The sequence below is a fragment of the Fuerstiella marisgermanici genome, assembly GCF_001983935.1.
Lineage (GTDB): Bacteria > Planctomycetota > Planctomycetia > Planctomycetales > Planctomycetaceae > Fuerstiella > Fuerstiella marisgermanici.
Genome location: NZ_CP017641.1, coordinates 3,003,235 through 3,026,160, shown reverse-complemented (window position 1 = coordinate 3,026,160; position 22,926 = coordinate 3,003,235). Strand labels below are relative to the sequence as shown.

Sequence of the window (22,926 nt, the reverse complement as noted above, 5' to 3'; positions counted from 1 at the left end):
CCGAAGGCGACCATCGGGAGCAACGCCGGCGATTGCGTGTTCATCCTGCTCAACCGCCCGCCACGCCAACCGCCCGCCGGTGCGTACCGGCATTAGGCGAGTTCTTCCCAGCGTTGGTAGCAGTGGGCGAGTTCGTCGGCCATTTTTTGCAGGTCGGCCTGGGCTTGAGCGATCTCGGCGCCGTCCTGTTTGAAGAAGTCTGGTTGCGCCATTTGATTCTGTAACTCGGCCTGCAAGGTTTCTAACTCGTCAATGCGATTCGGTAGCTCGTCCAACTCGCGCTGATCTTTGTAGCTAAGTTTTTTAGCTTTGGCAGCGGGAGCGGGCGATGGTGCTGTCTTTGTGGGTGCAGTGAACAGATTTGATGCCGCCGCAGCTCCTTCTTCTTTTTGACGGAACCAATCGTCGTAGCCGCCGTCGTATTCGCGGACGACTCCGTCACCTTCGAAGGCGATCGTGCTGGTGACGACGTTATTCAGGAACGCTCGGTCGTGGCTGACCAATAGGATCGTGCCTTCAAACTGAGGCAGTGTTTCTTCCAGTAGTTCCAGTGTTTCTGCGTCGAGGTCGTTGGTGGGTTCGTCCAGGACGAGGACATTGGCGGGTTTGGCCAGCAGCTTGGCCAGCAGCAAACGGTTTCGTTCACCGCCACTTAAGTATTCGACTCGCGTGTGAGCTCGATCCGGCGCGAACAGGAAGTCCTGCAGATAGCCCATCACATGTCGCTTCTTGCCATGAATCAAAAGTTCGTCGGTGCCTTCGCTGACGTTTTCGCGAGCGGACTTGGACGGATCTAACTGGCCCCGCAACTGGTCGAAGTAAGCGACAGAAAGATTGGTGCCGAGTCGTACGGTGCCGGAGTTTGGCGTGAGTTCACCCAGAAGGATCTTCAGCAGCGTTGACTTGCCGATTCCGTTGGGACCGATCAAGCCGATCCGATCGCCTCGGTAAACGGTAGCTGTGAAGTCTGTGATCAGCGGCGGGCCGTCGAAGCCATGAGTGACGTTTTTGACGGCGGCGACCAGTCGTCCCGATCGGTCGGCTTCCTGCAGATGTAGCTTGGCGGTGCCCGTCTTGCTGCGTCGTTCGCTGCGTTCCTGACGCATCTTTTTGAGGGCTCGGACACGGCCTTCGTTACGAGTTCTTCGCGCTTTGATGCCCTGACGAATCCATTTTTCTTCTTCTGCCAGCTTACGATCGAAGTGTGCCTGAGCGACCTCTTCGGCGGCGAGCATGTCGTCGCGGCGTTTGAGGAATGTGGCGTAGTCACAGGTCCAGTCGAACAGCCGGCCGCGGTCAATTTCGACAATGCGGTTGGCGATGTCCTGCAGGAAGACTCGATCGTGAGTAATAAAGACCAGCGTCCCTGTGAAGCGTTTCAGGTACGACTGCAGCCAGACGATGGATTCGATGTCCAGATGGTTGGTCGGTTCGTCCAGCAACAGAATGTCCGGGCGACGGATCATGGCCTGAGCCAGAAGGACGCGTCGTTTCATTCCGGCCGAAAGGTCGTTGAACTGCACGTCGCAGGGCAGTTGCATTTCTGCCAGAAGTCCTTCCAGACGATCGCCCGCGTCCCACAATTCCGCGTCTGCCAGAGCGTGGCTGGCGTTGTCGTAGGACGTCTGTTCGGCGGCGGTGAGTTCCCGGCCAGCCTGCATGGCTTCATTCAGGCTGCGATAGATGCTGACGGCTTCGGCCAGTTCAGCAAATCCGCCGGCGGCGACGTCGAAGGCGGTCTGGCCGTCGACTTCGGGGACTTCCTGAGCCAGCTTGGCCACGACGATGTCGGCGGAAATGTCCAGACTGCCGTCGTCCGGCTGCAATTCGCGGTTAATGATCTTCAGTAGAGTCGACTTGCCCGCTCCGTTGCGGCCCACCAGGCCCACCCGTTCGCCGGGTTCGATGTGCAGCGTCGCGTCCTTCAGCAATGCGGGCTGAGAGAACGCGAAAGTAACGTTGTTGATGCTAAGTTGTGCCATGCGGCGGAATGTAGAAGCCCGGACCTGCCGATGCGACGCCGAAGCTCGGTTTTCTCACGGATCTGTCTGCGGCACCGCGAAACGGCGTCAGACGCCCACGAAGTTGCGATTCTGAAGGCCGCTCTCGCCGTCACGATGCCATCGATCGGCAAACTCTGCCGCTCCGACGCCGCTTCCGTGATCCGGTTGTGCGAAGGCAACTGCCCTCGGGATGCCATCATCTGCAGGGAATTTTGTTGCGAATGTCTGAAAATCGGCGATAAACTGATGGAACACGTCTTCCGAAAATCGTTTTGCACCCACAAGCACGCCCCGTTTTTGAGGCGGCGGGTACCAAATCGTCGTGTTTGAGTGCCAAGTTGTTCCGGCCTAAGTATACAGGAGTTCAGGTAATGCGTCTGCAGAAACACACGTTCGCCCTTTTGGCGGCTGCTATGGTCGGTCTTTTCCTACAAACGGCCGACGGTGCGGAGCCCGCCTCGTCTCGGCGCGAGCGGACGTCTCGGAAGCACAAAACCTACCCGGTCGTGGTGCCTCGGTTCGACAAAACGGCTGAACGCGTGGCCCTGTTTGACGGCATGAAAGACGACACCCTGCACACTCAGGTTGTGATGCACGGTCCGATGGGCGGATATGTGATCATCGGGAACAAGACCGACAAACCGGTCACGGTTGAACTGCCGAAAACCTTTATTGCCACGCCCGTGCTGAAGCAGTTTGGTGGCGGCGGTGGCGGCTTGGGCGGCGGTGGCCTCGGCGGCGGTGGACTTGGCGGCGGCCAAGGCGGCCAGGGCGGTGGCCAGCAGCAGGGTGGCGGCGGCTTCGGCGGCGGCGGCCAGGGCGGCGGCCTTGGCGGTGGTGGCGGCTTGGGCGGCGGTGGTGGTGGCGGCGGTCAGGGATTCTTCTCAATCCCGCCGGAAAAAGGCGTGAAAGTGCCTTTTGTCACTGTCTGTCTTGATCACGGAAAAGCGGACCCAACACCATCAGCAAAATACACGCTGATTCCTGTTGAAGAACGAACGACCGATCCAGTTCTCACTGAGCTGATTACGATGGTCGCCACTGGTCGACTGGCTCCTCAGGCAGCACAGGCCGCGATGTGGACCCAGACGGACAATATGAGCTGGCAACAATTGGCTCAAAAGTACAAGTACAACCAGATCGGCGTCAAGGTGCCTTACTTCGCTCAACAGGATCTGGCGGGTGCCCAAATGATTCTGGCCACAGCGATTGGCCGCGTCAAAGAACGAGGCGAAAACCCAGTGGCGGAGCCTACACCAGTTCGCGCGAGCATTCGTTAGGCTCAGCAAACGAACTTCGAACGCTAAGACGAAGCCCGGCTTTCAAAAAAGTCGGGCTTCTTTTCGTTAGCAGCTTTCGCCAGCCTGCCGGACCGCCACTCGAATCGGCCGTTGTTGCACGGCGTACTGGAACGCGTCGTTCACGTCGTTCAACGAATAGGACGCCTCAACCAGCGTTGCGAATGGGAAGTCGGCGTGATGTTCTGTCAGAAAGTTGACTGCCGTCTGCAGGTCTTTGGGGGCGTAGTTGTGAACGCCGTGGATCGATAACAGACGTCGCACGATCCGTTCCGGATCAACGTTCACGGGTGGTGAAGGACTCACGCTGCCAACCAAAACGATTCGTCCTCCGATACCGGCCGCGTTGATGGCGGAATGCACGGCTGCTGGATGCCCCGACATTTCGAACACGCAGTCAAAGTCGTCGGCGGTGACTTCTGCACAGGAATTTGTCGCTCCAAACTTCGTGGCCAGTTCGCGTCGAGTTTCGCTGACGTCACAAACAGTGACATTCGCCGCGCCGGCGACTTTTGCAAAAGCGACGGACGTCAGACCCAGCATGCCCGCTCCGTAGATCAGCACACGGCGATCGCGAAGACTCTCGTCTTGTCGAACTGCGGCTGCAAAAGCGGCAGCGACGGTAGCAGTCGCGCAGTTGACGGGGCACGCCACAGTATCCGGCAGTTGATCCGGCAGTCGCACGATCGCAGTGCCAGGCTTCAGCACGCAGTGTTCAGCAAGCCCACCATTCAGTTCCGCGCCGTCTCCGCAGAGTTCGTGGCCATACTTAAACAGCGACTCACACTTTTGAGGCATGCGTCGATCGCAGCGTTCGCAGGTTCCACAGGATGCGGCCACTGACCACGTAATCCGGTCGCCCGTTTTGATAGCCTTCCCAGCGACATCCGTGACGTTGTCGGAAACGGATTCGACGATACCCAGAATTTCATGGCCCAGGACTGACGGAGCGGGGGACGATCGAGCTCCGGTAAACGTGTGCAGATCGCTGCCGCAAATGGTGCAGCAAGTGATCCGAACCAACGCTTCCCCGGCCGCCAGTGGTGGCAAAGAAAGATTGCGGAGCTCAAGCGGATGGTTGGGTTGCGTGAAGACGGCGGCGAGACTGGTTGTGGGTGTGGTCATGGTTGGTGTGGAGTTCATGCGACTTTGAGTTTCCTCGTTGGCGGCGCGGCAATACCTCTCCCAGCGCAGCGTCGGGGGAGGTCGGACGGAACGAAGCAACGTTCGGGAGGGGGGAATGCATGTCGTCTCGCTGCAGTCGCACAGCGCGGGATGCGCAGACGGCCCTCCCCCGAACATCGCTGCGCTCGTTCGCCCCCTCCCTTGCCTTCGGCTGGGAGGGGAGGGATGCAGCGGACCGCCGATCGATGGCCACGCGATTTTCCACGACCGGAGGAAATCTTGCGACTATCGGATTTGGTTCTGTAAACCGCGGACATCTGCAAACTTAATAACCGCACTATTCTTTGTGTCAGGAGGAATTCAACCGGCTCAATAATGAAAAAATCGTGCCGCGTGAGCGACTGCGAATCTCGCTGACTTGTGTCCGCGAAACAAGCGTTTCGGACTACAAAGGCTTTTTCCTACGAGCCCGAACCGTTCACAACAAAGCTAGCTGACAACGGTTTCCTCCGCCCGTTCGGCGGTGAGGACTCGCCGGAAAAACGCGAGGGCGTAGAGCAGCACGCCCACGCAGACCAGGGACGTTAGCAGCATCATCAGGCGGAAAAAAGGGAAGATGCCGGAATGATCGGGCGAAGCTGTCTTCCACACCATCACGGCCGAATAGCCGAGGTACCCGATCGAATCGGCCAGGTACATCAGAAAGCCAAGATTCCCCATTCGCTTCGACGCCGCAATGATGCGTTCGAAAATCGTGGTATGAAACGCGACGTACGGAATGTACAGGCCGACGCCGCACGCCACCATAAACGGAAACGGAGCCAGCAGGCCGAACCATTGGCCGAGTGCCGCTGCGACGACGATCAAGAACCCGCCGCTCATTAGCATAGTCGCTGCTGTTAATGCCGACAGGTTGCCAACGATGCAGATGGCAAATGCATTCAACACCGTCGCGACGATGGCCACCACGGTTTCTGATTGAGCGAAGATTTCCGGCTTTTCTGTTACACCCAGAGCACGCCAGATTTCGACGCCGAAGTCGTCTCTCATGGTGCGAATGACCGTGAGCACGATGTACACAAACAACAACGCACACAGTCCTGGAAGATACGCCGCGAAGAATTCTTTGCGCTGCGTGCGACTCATGATGGTGCGTTCTGACCGCAGTTGACGATCGACGTCGCTGGGGTCTGGAGTACGCTGAAGAAGCCACACAAAGAAGAGCATCGGCCCCAAGAACATTAGGCCCGTGATGTACGGCATTTCGAATTCCGAATAGCCCTTGTTGACCACCAGCCAGCGGCCAACCGACTTAACGACACCTGATGAAACGATAAAGCTGGCGCACAAGCCGGCGGCCAGCGCTTCTGTGTGTCGGCGGCCTTCGAGATAAGCCAGCACCAGTCCGAAAATCATGCCCAGCGGCAGGCCGTTCAGGAACATCATCAGCACTTTGCCGGGCATCGGTAGAAACGCAAATCCGACCAACGCCAGTTCGGCCCACAGCATCAAGCCCACCATCGCGGCGGCTCGGCGGGATCGAGGCATCTCAGACACGACCTTGACGCCGATGAATTTCGACAGCATGTAACCGCAAAGTTGAGACAGCACCAGCAGGCTTTTCAGGCCCAGACCGTATAATTCCTGCCCTTCGTACGTGCCCGCGGTGAACGGCTTGCGGAACGCGTACATGCAAAAATAGACGCTGAAAGCGGCGACTGCCGCGATCAGAGTTGTAGTTGCCGAGTTGCCGCCATTCGGGCGAATTGTGGATGACGCCGGAGGATCAAGGTGAGATCTGGCGGGATTGTCGTCCGGCATGGTTTGAAGTTTCCAGTCGTGCCCGCAAAGATGCATCTAGTTCGCGAAGTCGGCATCGTAATGGACTCGCCGACCAAACGCGCACCGATTGCCAATTCCCTTTCCTGTTTTTCACGCCGAATTCACAATGAAAACAATTGCCCACTGTCTTACAGCGTGTTCTGTCTTCGCTTTGCTTTCCAGTGCCGCCTGCGTGGCCGATGAGAAAATCTACACGGACCCGGCCAAGGCGGGCGAAGATTTTAAGATCCAGGGTGAGTACAGCGGGAACCTTGAAATCGACGGCGAGAAGCTGCCGTTCGCACTGCAGGTGATTGCTTTGGGCGATCACAAGTTCGACGGCGTGGCATACGTCGGCGGCCTGCCGGGCGCAGGCGCGGTTGGCGATGTGAACGCCCACGCAAAGGCCTCTGGCAGCACGAAAGACGGAGTCACTAAACTGACATCCGACGAAGGCTTCGCTGTGATCAAGGACGGCAAGGCTGAGATTCAGGATATCGAAGGCAAGGTTGTAGGAACTCTGAAGAAAGCCAATCGCAAAAGCGCGACGCTTGGGAAGAAGCCACCTGCAGGAGCCTTGGTTTTGTTCGACGGTTCGACGGCTGACCACTTCAAAAATGGCAAAGTTGTCGACGGCAAGCATCTGGCGGCCGACTGCGAAACCAAAGAAAAGTTCGACGACTATTCGCTGCACCTGGAATTTCGCACGCCGTTTAAGCCGCACGCTCGCGGGCAGGCTCGAGGCAACAGTGGCGTGTATCTGCAGGGCCGCTACGAATGTCAGGTACTGGATTCATTCGGTCTGGAAGGCAAAGACAACGAATGCGGCGGCATCTACCAGATTGCCGAACCGAACGTCAACGCCTGCTTTCCGCCACTGTCATGGCAAAGCTACGACATCGACTTCACGGCTGCTCGCTGGGAAGACGGCAAGAAAGTCGCCAACGCGCGAGTCACCATTCGGCACAATGACATTTTGATTCATGACGATCTGGAATTGCCTCACGCCACGCCCGGCAAGTATCCGGAAGCAGAAGGTCCTGGTCCGATTTACCTGCAGGGCCACGGCAATCCGGTTGTTTATCGCAATATTTGGATCGTTAAGAAGTAGTGAACATGTCCACAACAGCCTCAGCGTTCACTCCTTCTGTCAGCGCGCAACGAGCCGACGGGCAGGCAATCGGCTATCTGATGCAACAGGGCATCGAAAACGCCGATTGTCTATCGTTGGCGGCCGGATTCGTCGATCCCGAAACTCTGCCAACGGCACTGGTGGACAAGACTGCCAGCCGCCTGCTGTCCGATTCCGAAACCGGAAAACTTGCTCTGCAATACGGCACCACGGGCGGATCCGATCGCGTGCGCGCGGTCTTCCGTGATTACCTCGCGCGGCTGGAAGGCGATGAAGATCGAGTCCACAACGTGCCGCTCGATCAGATCATGCTCACAACGGGCTCGCAGCAGTTGCTGGCGCTGCTGACAGAAGCGATCTTCAATGAAGGTGATATCTGCCTCGTTGCCGCGCCGACTTACTTTGTGTATCTCGGCGTGCTGGACGGTGTTGGTGCTCAGGTCATTCCGGTCAAGACCGACGACAACGGTATGTGTCCGGACGCTTTGGATGCCGAGCTGCGTCGTATCGACGAACTGGGCCAGTTGCACAAAGTGAAGCTGGTTTACGTGGTCAGTTATCACGACAACCCGGCTGGCATCTCTGTGAGCAACGATCGCCGGCCGAAGTTGTTGGAGGTCACCAAACGCTGGTCACAGGATCACCCGATCTATTTGCTGGAAGACGCGGCCTATCGAGAACTCCATTACGACGGGGAAGAACTTCCCAGCATCTGGTCATTCGACACGGGATATGATTCCGGCGACCAGCAACACGTCGTGCTGTCTCAAACGTTCTCAAAAAGTTTTTCGCCGGGTCTGCGAGTCGGTCTAAGCGTCTTGCCGCCCGAACTGGTGAAACCAATTTCTGACCTGAAGGGAAATCAGGACTTCGGCAGCGGACACTTGAGTCAAAATATCGTGGCCGAAGTGCTTCGCACGGGCGAGTACTGGGACCATCTGGCCGGGCTGCGAACCAGCTACCGTGCCAAGCGAGACGCAATGGTCGCGGCGGCGGAAGAATTCTTTTCAGGCATCGACGGCGTCACATGGCGAACGCCCGCTGGCGGTTTATACGTTTGGATGTCGCTGCCAGAACACATTCCCACCGGCTTCGACAGCCCGTTGTTCGCTCGCGCGACAGAGGTCGATAAGGTCATGTATGTCCCGGGCGAACTGTGCTATCCGTCCGGATGGGAAGACCGTCCTCGCCACCAAATGCGACTTAGCTACGGAGTTCTCGCCGCCGCCGGCATTCGTGAAGGGATGCGGCGTTTGGCTTCTGCCGTGAGGGCAGTCATCGATTCAAAATGACTGGCGAGTTTCCTCACGAATCGCAACCGTGGCGGCCCACGTGTTCTGTGGACATGCTGAAACTGCGAGCTCGCATGCTAAGCGAGGTGCGGCGGTTTTTCGCACATTATGGCTACACCGAAGTCGAAACGCCGCTGCTGTCACACGACGTGGTCGTGGACGCTCACCTGGAACCATTCACCGTCAACGCGGACGACGACGCAGAACCCATGTACCTGCAGACCAGTCCGGAAGCCGGCATGAAACGCTTGCTGGCCGCAGGTAGCGGATCCATCTTCCAGATCACTCGTTCGTTTCGACTTGGCGAAGTCGGACAGCGTCACAATCCCGAATTTACGATTGTGGAATGGTACGGCGTCGGCACAACGTATCGGGATCAGATGGAACTGACAGAAGCACTTGTGCATTGGCTGCTGGAAAGTTTGACCTCGCTACGATTGCCCAACAGCACGGCAATGTCCCAACGCTTCAAACAGACGACCTACGACCAGGCGTTTCATACTGCAATTGGTGAAAGCGTGTTGGACGCATCACTTGGCGATCTGCAGAGACTTGTTGCAGATCAACTGGACGGGCTTCACAACAGTCCATTGTCCAACGATCGCGATGATCTGTTGAATCTGCTACTTGCTGAATGCGTCGAACCGAAGCTTGGCGTTGAGCAACCGGAATTCCTGTACGACTATCCGATTTCACAGGCCGCTCTGGCCGAACAGAATCCACACGACGCGCGCACGGCGTGTCGCTTTGAGCTGTACAGTAACGGCATCGAACTGTGCAACGGCTACCAGGAACTAGTCGATCCAGACGAACTACAGCGCCGTGAGGCGGCTCAGAATACCGCAAGGCAGGCTCACGCCACTGCTGCATTGCCCGGCGCGGCGAGGATGAAAGCTGCTATGCAATCCGGCCTGCCGAAATGTTCCGGCGTTGCGCTCGGTTTCGACCGCTTGCTGATGTGTCTCACCGGTGCCGACAGCATCGCCGACGTGATTCCCTTCCCATTTGATCGCGCGTGACTCATTTCATTCAGCGGCGCCTTGTGGTGAGACTCACCGAAGTTCCTGCGATTCGATCGCGGCTTAGGATTTCTGGCGAAATCGAGTACCTCCAAATCACCGAGACGCGCCGCACTTGCAGACGCGTTCGCTTTTCACTTTGCCAGTGTCTCTGCTATTGTTTCTGAACACAGTCGCCCACCTCAAACGCTTCTTCACACCTACAACGGAGCCACGTTAATGCCCACCTCACTTTCCCGACGAACCTTCCTTGGAACTTCTGCTGCCGGTTTGGCTGCAACAGGCTTGCCCGCGTTCGCTTTTCAGGAAAAGCCGGAAATCAAGTGGCACGACGTTCAGGAATGGGGGGTGGAAGGGCGAGCTTTCAACGACACCGAGAAGTACTTCGACCGCTTGCCTGGTCGAGCGAAGGGCGTCGTTCGCGACGCCGTGTGGGGGCTGAGTCGTCATTCGTCTGGAATGATGGTCCAGTTTCGTACAGACGCGACGGAAATCCACGCTCACTACAAAGTGACATTCCGCAACCTGGCGATGGCTCACATGCCGGCAACCGGCGTCAGTGGTCTCGACTTGTACGCTCGCGACGACGATGGAACCTGGAAGTGGGTGGCCGTCGTGCGCCCGAATGCTCAGGAAATGAACGTGTCTCTGGTGAACGGACTGCGACCCGGCTTGCGAGACTACGCCGTTTACTTACCGTTGTACAACGGCACGGAATTTCTGAAGATCGGCGTCCCGACTGATCACAAGTTCGAACCGATCGCGCCGCGCAAAGAGAAACCGATTGTGTTTTACGGCACGTCGATCACTCATGGAGCCTGCGCTTCTCGGCCAGGCATGCCTCACCCTGCAATTTTGGGGCGACGGCTGGATCGACCAACCATTAACCTCGGCTTCTCCGGTAACGGCAAATTGGAAAAGGAAGTGGGGCAGTTTCTGGTCGAAATCGATCCGGCCGTATACGTGCTGGACTGCCTGCCGAACATGGTCGCGAAGGAAGTTACGGCTCGCACCGTGCCGATCGTGAAGCAGCTACGAGCCGCTCATCCAGACGTGCCGATCGTGCTGGTGGAGGATCGGACCTATTCGTATTCATGGATCAAGCCATCCAGTCAAAAGCGCAACGACACAAGCCGAGCGGCCTTTAAAGCGGAATACCAAAAGCTGTTGGATGCAGGCGTTGGTAATTTGTCGTACGTCGACGGCGATTTGCTGCTGAACCAGGATCGTGATGACACAACAGATGGTTCGCACCCGTCAGACCTCGGTTTCTACAACCACGCACAGGTGCTGGAACCTGTGTTAAAGAAGGCGATTGCGTCGTGACAAAAATTGAACCACACATGGACACGAATGCGCACGGATTTGGGAGTGTTCCACAGAATTCGTTTCGTCACATTGGCCCCATTCGTACGTGAATCAGTTTGGAGTCCATGACGTAGTGCATTCATCCGTGTGAATCTGTGTTCATCCGTGGTTCGCCTTCGAGGTCCGCAAAACTTTGGAATAACAGCATGCCTATTGTCTGGGTTGTGGTTGGCTTATTGTTGTTGATCACGTTGTATGACGTGATTCAGACGAAGCATGCGATCCTGCGCAACTTCCCGGTGATCGGGCACTTTCGTTACCTACTGGAAATGGTGGGGCCTGAGCTGCGGCAGTACATCGTCACTAACAACGACGAAGAACGCCCATTCACTCGCGATCAACGGACGTGGGTGTACGCATCCGCCAAAAAGCAGAACAACTATTTTGGCTTCGGCACCGACAACGACCTGGAATCATCGCCGAACTATTTGATCATTAAACAGTCGACGTTTCCTCTGCCCGAAATTCGCAAAGGCCAACCCGGCTACGACGAAAACCACACCGTCCCCTGCGCAAAAGTGTTGGGAGCGGCTCGAGGGAGGAAGCACGCGTTTCGGCCGGATTCCGTCATCAACGTTTCCGGCATGAGCTACGGTTCATTAAGCGGCGCAGCGGTGGAAGCCATCAATCGCGGCTGTGCTTTGGCTCGCTGCCTGCACAACACGGGCGAGGGCGCGATTGCGAAGCACCACAATCATGACGGCGAATTAATCTGGCAGATCGGCACCGGCTACTTTGGTTGTCGCGACGACTTCGGCCGCTTTGATCTGCAGAAGTTCAAAGACAACGTCAGCCGGAATCGCGTGAAGGCGGTGGAAATCAAACTGTCTCAGGGAGCCAAGCCTGGGATGGGAGGATTGCTTCCGGCTGCCAAAATCACGCCGGAAATCGCGGCGATTCGAGGCATCCCGATGGGGCGAGACTGTATCAGTCCGTCCAGTCATTCGGCGTTTCGAGACGTGGATTCGATGCTGGATTTCGTAGAAATGCTTGCCGACGAAACCGGCGTTCCCATTGGGATCAAGTCGGCGATTGGTGATCAGGGTTTCTGGTCAGAACTGGCAGAGCAGATGCAGTCCACAAATCGCGGCGTGGATTATATCGCGGTTGACGGCGGCGAAGGCGGCACCGGCGCTGCACCGCTGGTTTTTTCAGACCACGTCGCAATGCCGTTTAAGCTGGCGTTTGTTCGAGTCTACCGGGAGTTCATTCAGCGAGACCTGCATCACGGCGTGTTGTTTGTCGGAGCGGGGCGGTTGGGGTTTCCGGAAGAAGCGGCGCTCGCGTTTTCGCTGGGCTGCGACATGATTCATGTGGCTCGCGAAGCCATGCTGGCCATCGGCTGCATCCAGGCTCAACGCTGCCACACCGGTCACTGTCCCACCGGAGTCGCCACTCAAAACCGCTGGCTGATGCGAGGGCTGGACCCAACCGACAAGGGGGCTCGCCTTGCCAACTATGTCGCGACGTTGCGCAAAGAGTTGCTTCAACTGGCTCACGTCTGCGGCCATGCTCACCCGGGATTCCTGACGCCGGATCAGTGCGAAATTCTGGACGACCGCTTCAACACTCAGGTGGCGCGCGATGTCTTCAGGATCGGCGACAACGCGGCCTGGGGATTGCCATCGGAAAGTCAGATGGCTCAAACAGCCACACTGATGAAGATTACGGAAGCAGCCGAAACCACGACGGCGTGATCGCGCTTCAGCGGTTCTTCATCACGCGTCAGTTAGCTTCAACAGGCTCTTTGGCGTGGACCACGCCGGTGACGCTTTCCAGGTATTCACGGAAGGCAGTGCGCTGGCCAGTTGTCAGTTCAGCCATGTTGTTGACGTGCATTCCCAGTTGGTACCAACCGCCGGGCTGAGCTGTGTTGTGGCAAACGGTGCAGCGGAAGTATCGCCAATGGCCTTCTTCTTCCGGTGCGGCCACAAGGTAGGCTCCGTGAGTCAGTCGAGTCGGAACCATTACACCAAACCCTTCGGCGCGAAGGTCGCTGGTGACGGCTGGCATGCCGCTGGACATATCCACATCGACTGTCGGCTGCCTGGCTTCACAAGGAAACAGCCAAACGCCCAAGGCCACATGATGCTCATCCCGCTGGCGCCGTTCTTCGCGGATGCCTTCGTTAAAGCTGAGGCGCACCAGATCGAAGCGCGTCATGATGCGCGCCATCGCTAAACGAGCCTGGCGGCGCGAGTCTCGACCTGTGAAGACGTTACAAATGCGATTGAGCATGGCAGGACCTCTACGGAATGACAGCACGTGGGTTTTGCCGACGGGCAACCCTATGCAATTCAACCAAAAGATAGGTCAGCATTTACGCACTGGTGCCATTGCTTCCCGAGGGTGAGCATTTTCCCCCGGAATTGTCGTGCCGCATCTTCCGATTATTCCGATCGGCAATGTTCGCTGGTTCGTCAACAAGCCTGCCGACGGCAATTGCAGCGGCCGCGGTACGTGACGAAAACGGTGTTGAGGCAAATATTGGGTTTCGTCTAGCCTGTGGATCGAATGGTCCCGGTGCGCACCGGCTGCGCCCTGTTTTTCGGTCAATGTTGAGCGGATGTCATGAAAATTACTCTGCACCAGCCTCTGGTAAACATCCTGTTGTGCTGCTGGCTGACCACGATTGTTGCAGGCATGCTGCTGGCGATGGGATGCCAGACGGCTCCTGTCACCGGACGGCGTCAATTGCTGGTCATGTCGGAAGAAAAAGAAAACGCGATGGGGCTGACGGCCTATCAGGAAGTCCTGAAAGAAGAGCCCGTCACCAGCGACAAAGCCCTCATCGAAATGGTGCAGCGCGTGGGGCAACGAATCGCGGCCGTCGCTGATCGACCGGATTTCGAATGGGAATTCAACGTGATCGAATCGCCGACGCAAAATGCCTTCTGTCTGCCCGGCGGCAAGGTGGCTGTCTACACCGGTATTTTGCCAATCTGCCAGACCGAAGCCGGACTGGCCGTCGTGATGTCGCACGAAATCGGTCACGCCATCGCACGGCACGGTGGCGAACGCATGTCGCTGCAGACGGCGGAAAACAAAGCGAAAGAAGCGCTGCAGTACATCATGCGTGAACAAAGCGACAACACTCAACAAATCGTTCTCACCGCCTATGGCGCGGGAGCTCAATACGGTGCCATTCTGCCGTACAGCCGCAAGCACGAACTGGAAGCCGATCACATTGGCATCATGCTGATGGCCAAAGCGGGCTACGATCCGTCTGAAGGTCCGAAGTTCTGGGAACGTTTTGCTGGCGAAAAAGACGGTGCCGCACCTATGGAATTTATGTCCACTCACCCGTCTGACGCCCGCCGTTCGGCCGCACTGCGAGACCTCTTGCCGGAAGCGATGAGTCTGTATCAGGCAGCACCAGAAAAGATCGGCATCGGCGAAAACATCACCGTAGCGGCACCCGCCGGAGCACCGCCCAACACGGCCACAGACGGTGCTGCAACTCTGAAGGGCATTTAGCGGCTCAACTGCAGCGACGTTGAAACCGCTGACCGCTGCAGAAGCGGTACGATGTTCATCCAACCCTTTGCTGCGCCAGTCGAACGCTTCGCTTCATTCCGCTATAATTCGCCAGTAAGTGCACCGACCAGAAACTCTGCGCGACCACGATGCGCGGCGGCCTGGGGCTCACTTTTTGTGCGATATTTGTCTTCCTGAGAAAGCGAACATCACATGTCAGCCACTCAGCCGACTGATTCTTTAAACGTCGACGCCGCTGTACGAGATCGCTATGGCGCGGCGGCCGAAGCGGCGGAACCCGCTTTGTGCTGTCCCGTGTCTTACGATGCGAAGTACCTGAAGGTCATTCCGGACGAAATTATCGAACGCGACTACGGTTGCGGCGATCCATCTCAGTACCTGAAACCAGGCGACCATGTGCTGGACCTGGGCTCCGGCGGCGGCAAGATTTGTTACATCGCTTCGCAAGTGGTAGGCCCCGATGGTTACGTCGTTGGCGTGGACATCAACGACCAAATGCTGAAGCTGGCTCGACAGTATCAGGATGAGGTCGCTTCCAGAATCGGATTTCGCAATACCGATTTTCGCAAGGGACGCATTCAGGATCTGCAGTTGAACATGGAATTGTTCGAACAGCATCTGCAGCAGCATCCTGTCAGTTCCGCGGCAGACTGGCTGGCCGCCGACGAAGCCGCCGCTGAACTGCGTGAAAAGTCACCGTTGGTTGCCAGCGACAGCATGGACGCCGTTGTGTCCAATTGCGTGCTGAACCTTGTCCGCAACGAAGACCGATACCAGCTGTTTGCGGAAGTGTTCCGAGTCCTCAAACGTGGCGGCCGTGCGATCATCAGCGACATTGTCAGCGATGAAGATGTGCCGACCAATTTGCAAAACAACGCAGAACTGTGGAGCGGCTGCATCAGCGGTGCATTCCGCGAGGACCGATTTCTGGAAGCCTTTGAAGCCGCCGGATTTTACGGTCTGGAAATTGTCAATCGCCAGGAGGAAGCGTGGGCCGTGGTCGACGGTATCGAATTTCGCAGCCTGACCGTGCGAGCCTGGAAGGGCAAAGAAGGCCCGTGTCTCGATCGTCACCAGGCCGTCATTTATAACGGACCGTGGAAGACCGTGACAGACGACGATGGCCACAAACTGTTTCGTGGCGAACGTATGGCAGTCTGCGACAAGACGTTCAAACTCTACACGTCCGCCCCCTACGCAGACCAGATGACACCAATCGTCCCGGTCGACGATATCCCAATTGAACAGGCTGCGAACTTTGATTGCCGCCGCAGCGAACGCCGAGACCCCAAATTCACAAAACAGGGCAAACCAAAGCTGGACCTCCTCCCCGGAACAGACTGCTGCGGCACTACTGACTGCTGTTAGCCGGTATGCACCGGCGGGCGGTTGGCGTGGTGGCTTTGTGATGGTGGGAGGGCTGGTGCGCCGGCGTTGCTCCCGGTGGTCGCTGGAGGCGGGGAGGCTCGATTTCGTGGTTTGAGTGTTTCCTGTTGAGGAATTGGATCGGACTATTCGAGCGTAAGAAGTTGAACTGCAGAGGGCCGCAGGAATTTCCTTCACCCAAAGACTTCTTAGCAGAAAACAAATTCCGTGGGCGTTTGTCGGCCTCCGTTCATCTGCCATACCTGGTCGACTCGTGAAAGCCCGATCATCTCCCAGCGACCATCGGGAGCAACGCCGGCGCTTCAGCCTTCGTCCAGCTCAACCGCCCACCACGCCAACCGCCCGCCGGGGCTGCCCGGCAATTATGTCATGGTTAAGCCGAGGGGAAGTGCTTCTCCGAAGAGGGCTCCCTTTGTTTCTGCGTCTGTTGTGCCAGCTTCGCGGATTAGCTTGATCAGTGAGTGGTAGCCGCCCATTTCTTTCAGGTAGCGAGCTGCTTCTTCGCGAACGTCGTCCGGGATGTCTGTGAAGCGGTCGTCGGTGCGGCGAGCCAGTTGCATGATCGCCAGTGGCAGCGTCTGGACGTCCTCCAGTTGCATGCTTAGTAATTGCTGTAACCAACGAGCCGCCGTGTCGGCGTTGACCGTTGATTGAGCGTTGCCGTTGAATGGCACTCGCGAACCCAGTCGGCCCAGCGTCCACACTAAGGCTTCTCGCATCGGCTGCATTTTAGGGCGAGGCAGTAACTGAAGCACGATGTCACCCAGTTCATGGCGGACAGACGGCGGTAGCTGTTCGAATGCGCCAAGGACTCGCCAGATTTCGGCAGCGTCTTTTTCGTGCAACGCGATCGGGCCACCTTTGCCTTTACCGGAACTCATTTGTTGAGCCGTCTGGCGGATGGAACTGAGAAGCTGCGATGCCGTAGCGTTTTGCTGGCCGCCGGAAAGTCCTCCGGCGATGCGTCGCCACATGATCCACCATTGGCTGCGGACTTCGGGTGTGGCATGAATCAGCTTGCCTCGAAGAATGTCCCACGTGGTGTCAATTCGCCAGTCATCCATGGCGTAGCCGAAGCCCGGCCGCAGTGCGAAGCCGAGTAGATTGAGCCAGGCGGATTCGTGAGCTGCACTGCGGCGGCGACCATCGGCCAGTTCAATCAATACCCGCCACATTTCACGCAGCAGCGACGTCGGCCAATCGGAACGACTCATGCTGATCTCACGCCCGATGCGTTTGGCCAGTCCGCCCGGCTTGTCCGTTCCGTCTTTACCGAAGACCGAATGCAATATGGCTTCGACCTGCGTGAGTGTGTCCGCGGCGACGATGCCTTCCGCGTCTGCGGCGCTGGCTTCGTGAGCGGCGACGTCGGTGCGAACGGCGGAACGCACGTCGAACTGCAGCTTCCAGCGCTCGCCTGTTGTTGTGCTCGCGCACCAAAGGTCAAGCGTTCCGATTTCTGTCAGCCGTGCGTTGACCTGCACCGTCACCGTGTCGCCTGCGTTGTTGTCGCTGCTGCGGATCACAGTGCGGATCGGCGGCAGGGCGGTGAGCTGTTCCTTTTCGGATTCGACAACCGTGCCCGTCGCGTCGGTCAGGCGAGTCCCCGAATAGAGCACTGGGAACTCAACCGGTCGGCCGGTTTGCAGTTGAAAGGTCTGTTCTGGCGGATCCAGGTCGGTGCCCGGTTCTGTGCCGGCCGGGACAAGGCAGACGGCGTTCATGCCGGCTTCGGTTTCGACGCCGAGGTAATACGTTCGAGGCAAGCCGGCCGAAATCCGTACGCCGATTCCACGCGACACCATGCCGTAGCAGGCAGCTCCCTGAGCCACCGCCAAATCCAGGCGTTCGCAGTTGAGAATCAGCGGCTCCCATTCACGGTCGCCCTCGCTAAACCATGACGAAAGCACTTCGGTCATTCGCTGCTTCAGCAACGCTGATTCGAACAGCCCCCCGTTGAACAGAACTATGTCCGGCCGCGCTGCGTGGTCGTCGTCACGCAGCATTTCGTTCTCAGCAGCAGTCTCAGCATGAGTCCGCAGGAATTCGGCCAGGTACCGGGTGATGGCCGAATCGGCGGCGTATGGCAAACCGAATTCGCGGAAACCACTTTGGTTACTCTGCGGCACATCGGTGAAGGTCGTTTGAGGCAAAAAGCCTTCCAGCAGAACATCGGTCACCTGTTGCTTCGTGACCTGAGTCTGCAACGCACCGCCGATCAGTTTGGATCCCGATCCGGGCAGACTGACTGTGAACTGGTTCGGGGCATCGGGCGACAACAATGCTTCCTTGACCTGCCGGGCGACTCGCACAAGCACACTCCACTGACGCGGTGTGAGTTGCGAAACGCCTTCTTCGCGGAAACGGCCTTCTATGAAGTAGGCGAGGGCAAGGTCGAGGTTGTCGCCGCCCAGAATCAGATGTTCGCCCACGGCAACTCGGTGAAACAGCACCTTGTTGTCCGCGCCGGATTTAACTCGGATCAGTGTGAAGTCCGTCGTGCCGCCGCCGACATCGCAGACCAAAATCTTCTGGCCGGGTTGAACTCGATCTTCCCAGTCGCCTCGGTGCCGATCGATCCACGCGTAGAAGGCGGCCTGAGGTTCCTCAATCAGCAAGACTCGCGGCAGCCCCGCCTTTTGCGACGCCTGAATGGTGAGGTTGCGAGCGACTTCGTCAAACGACGCTGGGATCGTCAGGACGACTGTCTGATCAGCAAGCGGTTCGTCAGGGAACTGATGATTCCATACGTCGACCACATGAGCCAGCAATCGGCTGCTGACTTCCACGGGCGAAAGTCGGTCGACATCGTCGCCGCCCTGCCATGGCAGAATTCCGGCTGTGCGATCGACGCCCGGATGACACAGCCACGACTTTGCCGAAGAGATCATTCGCCCCGGAACGTGAATCCCGTGGTCTCGAGCTAAGGTCCCAACAAAGTGTCCGGCGAATGCGTTAGACCAGGGAAGCTGTAGTTCGCCGTCAGAGAATTCGCCCGCCGCCGGTTGGTAGTGAAACGATGGCAGCGTGTCTCGATGTTCGACCTGACCAGGTGCGACCAATTGCGGCACCTTGAGCGTTCGTACGTCCCATGTGTCGTGGTTATCACTGGTCTCTGTGGCGCTGGTATCAACGTAGCAGACGGCCGAGTTTGTTGTGCCGAGATCAATTCCAACAACAAACCGAGGTTCGGATTTCTTCGACGCAGCAGCGTCTTCGACATTCATCTTTTTAGTTCGCCATCATCAGGCCCTGCACAAACATTCCGATCTGAGCGAAGCCCTGGAAGGTTTCTACAGGTACGTTGGTTCGGAAGTGCAGTTGCTGCGGTGCGACCGCCATCGAAAACCCGGCGTAGCTGGGAGCGATCTTCAGCGGTTCAAGCTGTTCTGCCTGCACGGGAACTGGAATGGCGCCGGTTTCCAGAATCAGTTTCGCAAAGTCCAGCACCAGGTTCGGCACGTCCGTCAGCAGTAGCAGATTAGATTCTTTGTGCAGGGCAGCTCGTGCTTTTAACATGTTGCTGTCGGTCGACTTTGAACTGTTCAGCAACTGCTTCATCGCTTCGGTGCCGCCGCCGACCGTTGTTGTAATGAGGTCATTGTTAAAGACCAGCCGCTGCTGCATCGTTCCATCACCGTACATTCGGTCGTGGATCGCCGCCTGCATGCCCGTCGGGTCCATTTCTGGTGGGAACGTTTGTTTGAACCGATACAAATCAACCGTCTGCCCGGCGATTGTTTCGGCGTTCGGCTTGAACGACTGTGTTTGTGTGATGCCGCCAATTTCGTATTTCATTTCGTCCTGAAACAGCATCAGCGCGGCACGCATTTTGGCGGATGGAGCCACCTCTGCGATTCCGAAAAGCTGCATCACGCCTTCTTGCTCCATGTTAAGTCCCCCGCCACCGACGTAGGCTCCAAACTTAACGCCTTCCATCGCTTTCAACGATTTCTGGAACTTTGCCTTGGCCGCTTCGTCCGTCACTTGCGAATCGATGAATTCGCCCGCCCACGCGATAAGCCGCGTCGGATCGCCGCTCACTCCGAAGTAGCCATCCAGCCCAGCCGGAACGTTTGTCAATCGAGCCATATTGCTAACAGGTTGAGCGGCCAGGAATTCGTCCGCCTGGCTGCCCTTTGCCACGGTGAGTAATTCTTCGATCCGCAATACCCCATCGGCAATATTGATGCTGGCCACTGCCGATTCGGAATCTCGCGCCGCCTGAATCAGGTACGCTCCCATCGTGCGGTAAACTCCTAACGCCATTTCCGGGTCGAGTCCCGGGCTGGCGACTTTCATCTGATCCGCCAGCGCCGCAAGAGCTTCTTCCAGCGTTTCGTCAGCCTGAGCCAGTTGGTCGGCATAAGTGGTCTTCAGTGCTTCGGCGTTAATGAAGACGGTCAGATGGCTGGCCATCATTCTCTTCGCGGAGGCTTCATCCATTTTCTTTGAGATCGCAGCTGTTTTGCCGTCGAAGCACGATTTCATTTGCTCAGCCAGAATGGCTTCCTCAGACCACGCGAGGTAGCCATTTTTTTCAGCAAAGCCAAACCGATCGCCAAGAGCCGCCCTGGCAGCATCTGCGTCTGTGACAGGGATCAGGTAAACGGCTTCCGGTGGCGAATCGGACGGGTTTGGACCGGGCGACGGAAAGGCGAGCAAGTACCAGTCTTTGGTGCGATCGACGCCAGCTAAAGTAGGATTCTGGATTGCTTGTCCCAGTGCTGCTGCCTGGCCTTCCACGACCGGGCCGAAGCCGGGCTGAACCTGGTCGACAAAGTTGGTCACATCTTTGACCGTTTGATCCGGAGTCTGCAGACGCACGACGAATGTTGCCGTGTCAGGAATCAGGTCGAAGGCGTTCGGCTGCTGAGCCACAGCAGGAACCGCCGTCAGCATCAGCAGGCAAACGTGCAGCAGCGAGAGTTGGTGACGCATGGGAAGTTTCCAGAACGGAGTTGAGAAGGTGTTGATCAGCCGGGAAAGTAATGTTCCTGATAAAGGAATGCAAAGGTCCGGCCCATAGCGCGAGGCGGCCTAGAACTTTCGCAGGCGAGTATTCGTGGCCAGACTTTGCTGATCTTCGATCTGCATGTCGGTAATTTTCCACAAGCCGTCGCGTGGTTCGACGTTGAATACCGCGCTGAACTGGTTTTGGCGTTCGTGAATGTGACCCCAGTGTTCGACCGTCCCGCTGACCGTCCAGCGGCTGCGCACAGCGAACCCCGGCCACGGCGTCGCCTCGTCCTGGTCAATGCGTTCACCATCGTCGTACTCCACCGATTGAACGCGCGCCACCGCGCCACCCTGTTCTCGCATTTGCAGCCCCTCACGCAACTGCAGGTAAGTTTTTTCCAGCAGATCGCCGTCGACGCTGTTGCCCAGTACTTCGTAGATGCGGTCTTCGGTGCCGAAATCCAGAGCTCGATACGCCCCCGCATGCAGCGTTTCGAAAACGTCGTACGCTTTGTCGTCTGCGACTTTGGGCCGTTCTTTGAAGGGATGTTCCATCGCCACATTGGCAAACGGAAACATGACCGCTGCCAGTACCAGCAACGCCACCGCAATCCGTCCTTTATGCCGTCTTGCGAACAGCAGGCAGGCGATCGCCAGTGCCACCAGCATCAAACTGGCCACCGGCACATCCATCGTCGGCATCGGTGGAACGACGGCCGGCACCGTCGATGTTGGTTGAGGCAGGTTGGCGGGATCAGCCGACCATGCGAAGACATTGTCTTCCGATTTGTTGAAGCGTGAAAATTCGAACCGCTGCATCTGATCGGGATACGCAACCACCACGGATTGGATTTTCCGGATCGCCGAATTGAATGAGTCCCACGAAAGTTTTACATCGCGCACCGCTTCGTTTTCTGACCGATACGTCATGATGATTCCGATGCGGCCATTCGCGAGACTCACGCGACGCTCTTCGGCCTGCCGCGCAAAGTCTTTCAGGTCCAGTCCGTAGAAATCGATGCGAGTGAATTCCGGTGCGATAGACGTGCCGTTAATGCTGGTCGGGTTCTCATCCTTCAACCAGTTGCGAATTAACTCGCGCACGCCGTCCTGTTCGTCGACGTCCACGAACGCGGGATCTTCGTGTTCCATTGGCAGCACGGTTCGCAGGTTGGCTAAAGGAATCAGGACCTCATGCCGCACTTCGGCCGGCTCGATATAGATGAACGAATACACGCTGCTGTAGCTGGTGATGCCCAACGTCGCTTCTCGCTGTTTTTCGAACCACGCCTGCCATTCGGCGTCGCTGGCTTCGTCCGACAGCACATCGCCACTCCAGTCAAAACGAATCGTTTCCGCCGCGCCGGGCTTGAGTGATTCTGTAAACACCAGGTCAGTACCCGCCTGGTGCAGCGTGAGTTTCATTTCGGACGGAAAGATGAACGCTTCGTCGCTGACATCCTGCTGGATGGTGAGAAATTCCGGTGGTTCGGTAAACGGATATTCCAGTTCATACGTCGCCGTGTGCAGCATCAGTTCTTCGACCGAAATGCCTTCCGCCGGCATTTCAAACGGTTGCATGTCTGTGACGCTGCCTTTGTAAAGTTCACCTTTGGCGTCGCGCAATGTGATTTTGTCCAGCAAAAACTGACGATGCAGTTTCAAGCCTTCGCGAAGTTGTTCGGGCGACAGCACGTCCTGCTGATCGGGTTCAAGATCGTGAAACAGAAACAGGTCTTCCGCAAACAATTTGACGCGAAGGCGAGCACTGCTGCGGGTGACGTACACCTGCGCCTCCATCAGCGACAACGGATGAGCCGCCTGTGCCTGCGGTACCGCCGTTAACGCGGTCATCACACCGACAATAGCCGCAAATGCGAGCCCTCGACACAGAACGGGCAAAGGCGAAGTCCTGGCTGAGGCGTAAAGGGAGCGAAGGTTTTGGAGCATGGAAGAATATGGCCAGCGTTTAAAAAAAGTTGCCCGCTATAATAGGAACGCCACCAGCCCCGGTCGAGCATTCTC

The 22,926-nt window shown here is 57.4% G+C and carries 15 protein-coding genes; 8 read left to right on the top strand and 7 right to left on the bottom strand.

All coding sequences use genetic code 11. The features are described 5' to 3' along the window. Positions 1–92: 92 nt before the first annotated feature. Entirely contained in the window at positions 93–1,982 is a 1,890-nt protein-coding gene (locus tag Fuma_RS11430) for an ATP-binding cassette domain-containing protein (RefSeq protein WP_077024260.1), read from the bottom strand. Positions 1,983–2,374: 392 nt separating this feature from the next. Here Fuma_RS11430 and Fuma_RS35695 point away from each other — a divergent pair, with 392 nt between their 5' ends. Further along, entirely contained in the window at positions 2,375–3,283 is a 909-nt protein-coding gene (locus Fuma_RS35695; protein WP_179954437.1) for a hypothetical protein, read from the top strand. A gap of 66 nt (positions 3,284–3,349) precedes the next feature. Here Fuma_RS35695 and Fuma_RS11410 read toward each other — a convergent pair whose 3' ends face one another. Both Fuma_RS11410 and Fuma_RS11405 read right to left on the bottom strand, forming a co-directional pair. Then, positions 3,350–4,444, bottom strand: a complete 1,095-nt coding sequence (locus Fuma_RS11410; RefSeq protein WP_218922421.1) for a zinc-binding dehydrogenase — start codon at positions 4,442–4,444, stop codon at positions 3,350–3,352. A gap of 471 nt (positions 4,445–4,915) precedes the next feature. Beyond that, a complete protein-coding gene (locus Fuma_RS11405; protein ID WP_083731973.1) occupies positions 4,916–6,247 on the bottom strand; it encodes a DUF5690 family protein in 1,332 nt (443 codons plus the stop codon). Positions 6,248–6,374: 127 nt separating this feature from the next. Here Fuma_RS11405 and Fuma_RS11400 point away from each other — a divergent pair, with 127 nt between their 5' ends. The 5 genes from Fuma_RS11400 (at position 6,375) to Fuma_RS11380 (ending at position 12,755) form a co-directional block, all read left to right on the top strand. Beyond that, entirely contained in the window at positions 6,375–7,358 is a 984-nt protein-coding gene (locus Fuma_RS11400) for a 3-keto-disaccharide hydrolase (RefSeq protein ID WP_077024256.1), read from the top strand. 5 nt (positions 7,359–7,363) lie between these two features. After that, a complete protein-coding gene (locus tag Fuma_RS11395) occupies positions 7,364–8,671 on the top strand; it encodes an aminotransferase-like domain-containing protein (RefSeq protein WP_077028240.1) in 1,308 nt (435 codons plus the stop codon). Beyond that, positions 8,668–9,690 carry an EF-P lysine aminoacylase EpmA gene (epmA, locus tag Fuma_RS11390; protein ID WP_077024255.1) on the top strand — a complete coding sequence of 341 codons (1,023 nt, stop codon included), beginning with the start codon at positions 8,668–8,670 and terminating at the stop codon, positions 9,688–9,690. Before Fuma_RS11395 ends, epmA begins: the two co-directional genes overlap by 4 nt. A 219-nt stretch (positions 9,691–9,909) precedes the next feature. Then, positions 9,910–11,016, top strand: coding sequence for an SGNH/GDSL hydrolase family protein (locus tag Fuma_RS11385; protein WP_077024254.1), 1,107 nt, complete (start codon positions 9,910–9,912; stop codon positions 11,014–11,016). A gap of 188 nt (positions 11,017–11,204) precedes the next feature. Beyond that, a complete protein-coding gene (locus Fuma_RS11380; protein WP_077024253.1) occupies positions 11,205–12,755 on the top strand; it encodes an FMN-binding glutamate synthase family protein in 1,551 nt (516 codons plus the stop codon). 28 nt (positions 12,756–12,783) lie between these two features. Here Fuma_RS11380 and Fuma_RS11375 read toward each other — a convergent pair whose 3' ends face one another. After that, a complete protein-coding gene (locus Fuma_RS11375; RefSeq protein WP_077024252.1) occupies positions 12,784–13,296 on the bottom strand; it encodes a hypothetical protein in 513 nt (170 codons plus the stop codon). Between the two features lie 333 nt (positions 13,297–13,629). Between Fuma_RS11375 and Fuma_RS11370 the strand changes: the two genes are divergently transcribed. Both Fuma_RS11370 and Fuma_RS11365 read left to right on the top strand, forming a co-directional pair. Further along, complete coding sequence (locus Fuma_RS11370; RefSeq protein WP_077024251.1) at positions 13,630–14,535, top strand: M48 family metallopeptidase; 906 nt, start codon at positions 13,630–13,632, stop codon at positions 14,533–14,535. A gap of 213 nt (positions 14,536–14,748) precedes the next feature. Further along, a complete protein-coding gene (locus tag Fuma_RS11365) occupies positions 14,749–15,924 on the top strand; it encodes a methyltransferase domain-containing protein (protein ID WP_077024250.1) in 1,176 nt (391 codons plus the stop codon). Positions 15,925–16,304: 380 nt separating this feature from the next. Here the strand turns inward: Fuma_RS11365 and Fuma_RS11360 are convergent, their stop codons facing one another. From Fuma_RS11360 to Fuma_RS11350, 3 genes are all read right to left on the bottom strand, one after another. Continuing rightward, positions 16,305–19,169, bottom strand: coding sequence for a hsp70 family protein (locus tag Fuma_RS11360; RefSeq protein WP_077024249.1), 2,865 nt, complete (start codon positions 19,167–19,169; stop codon positions 16,305–16,307). 4 nt (positions 19,170–19,173) lie between these two features. After that, positions 19,174–20,883: a hypothetical protein gene (locus Fuma_RS11355; RefSeq protein ID WP_077024248.1), complete on the bottom strand. Its 1,710-nt coding sequence runs from the start codon at positions 20,881–20,883 to the stop codon at positions 19,174–19,176. Between the two features lie 99 nt (positions 20,884–20,982). After that, a complete protein-coding gene (locus Fuma_RS11350) occupies positions 20,983–22,803 on the bottom strand; it encodes a hypothetical protein (protein WP_145944111.1) in 1,821 nt (606 codons plus the stop codon). Positions 22,804–22,926: the final 123 nt, after the last annotated feature.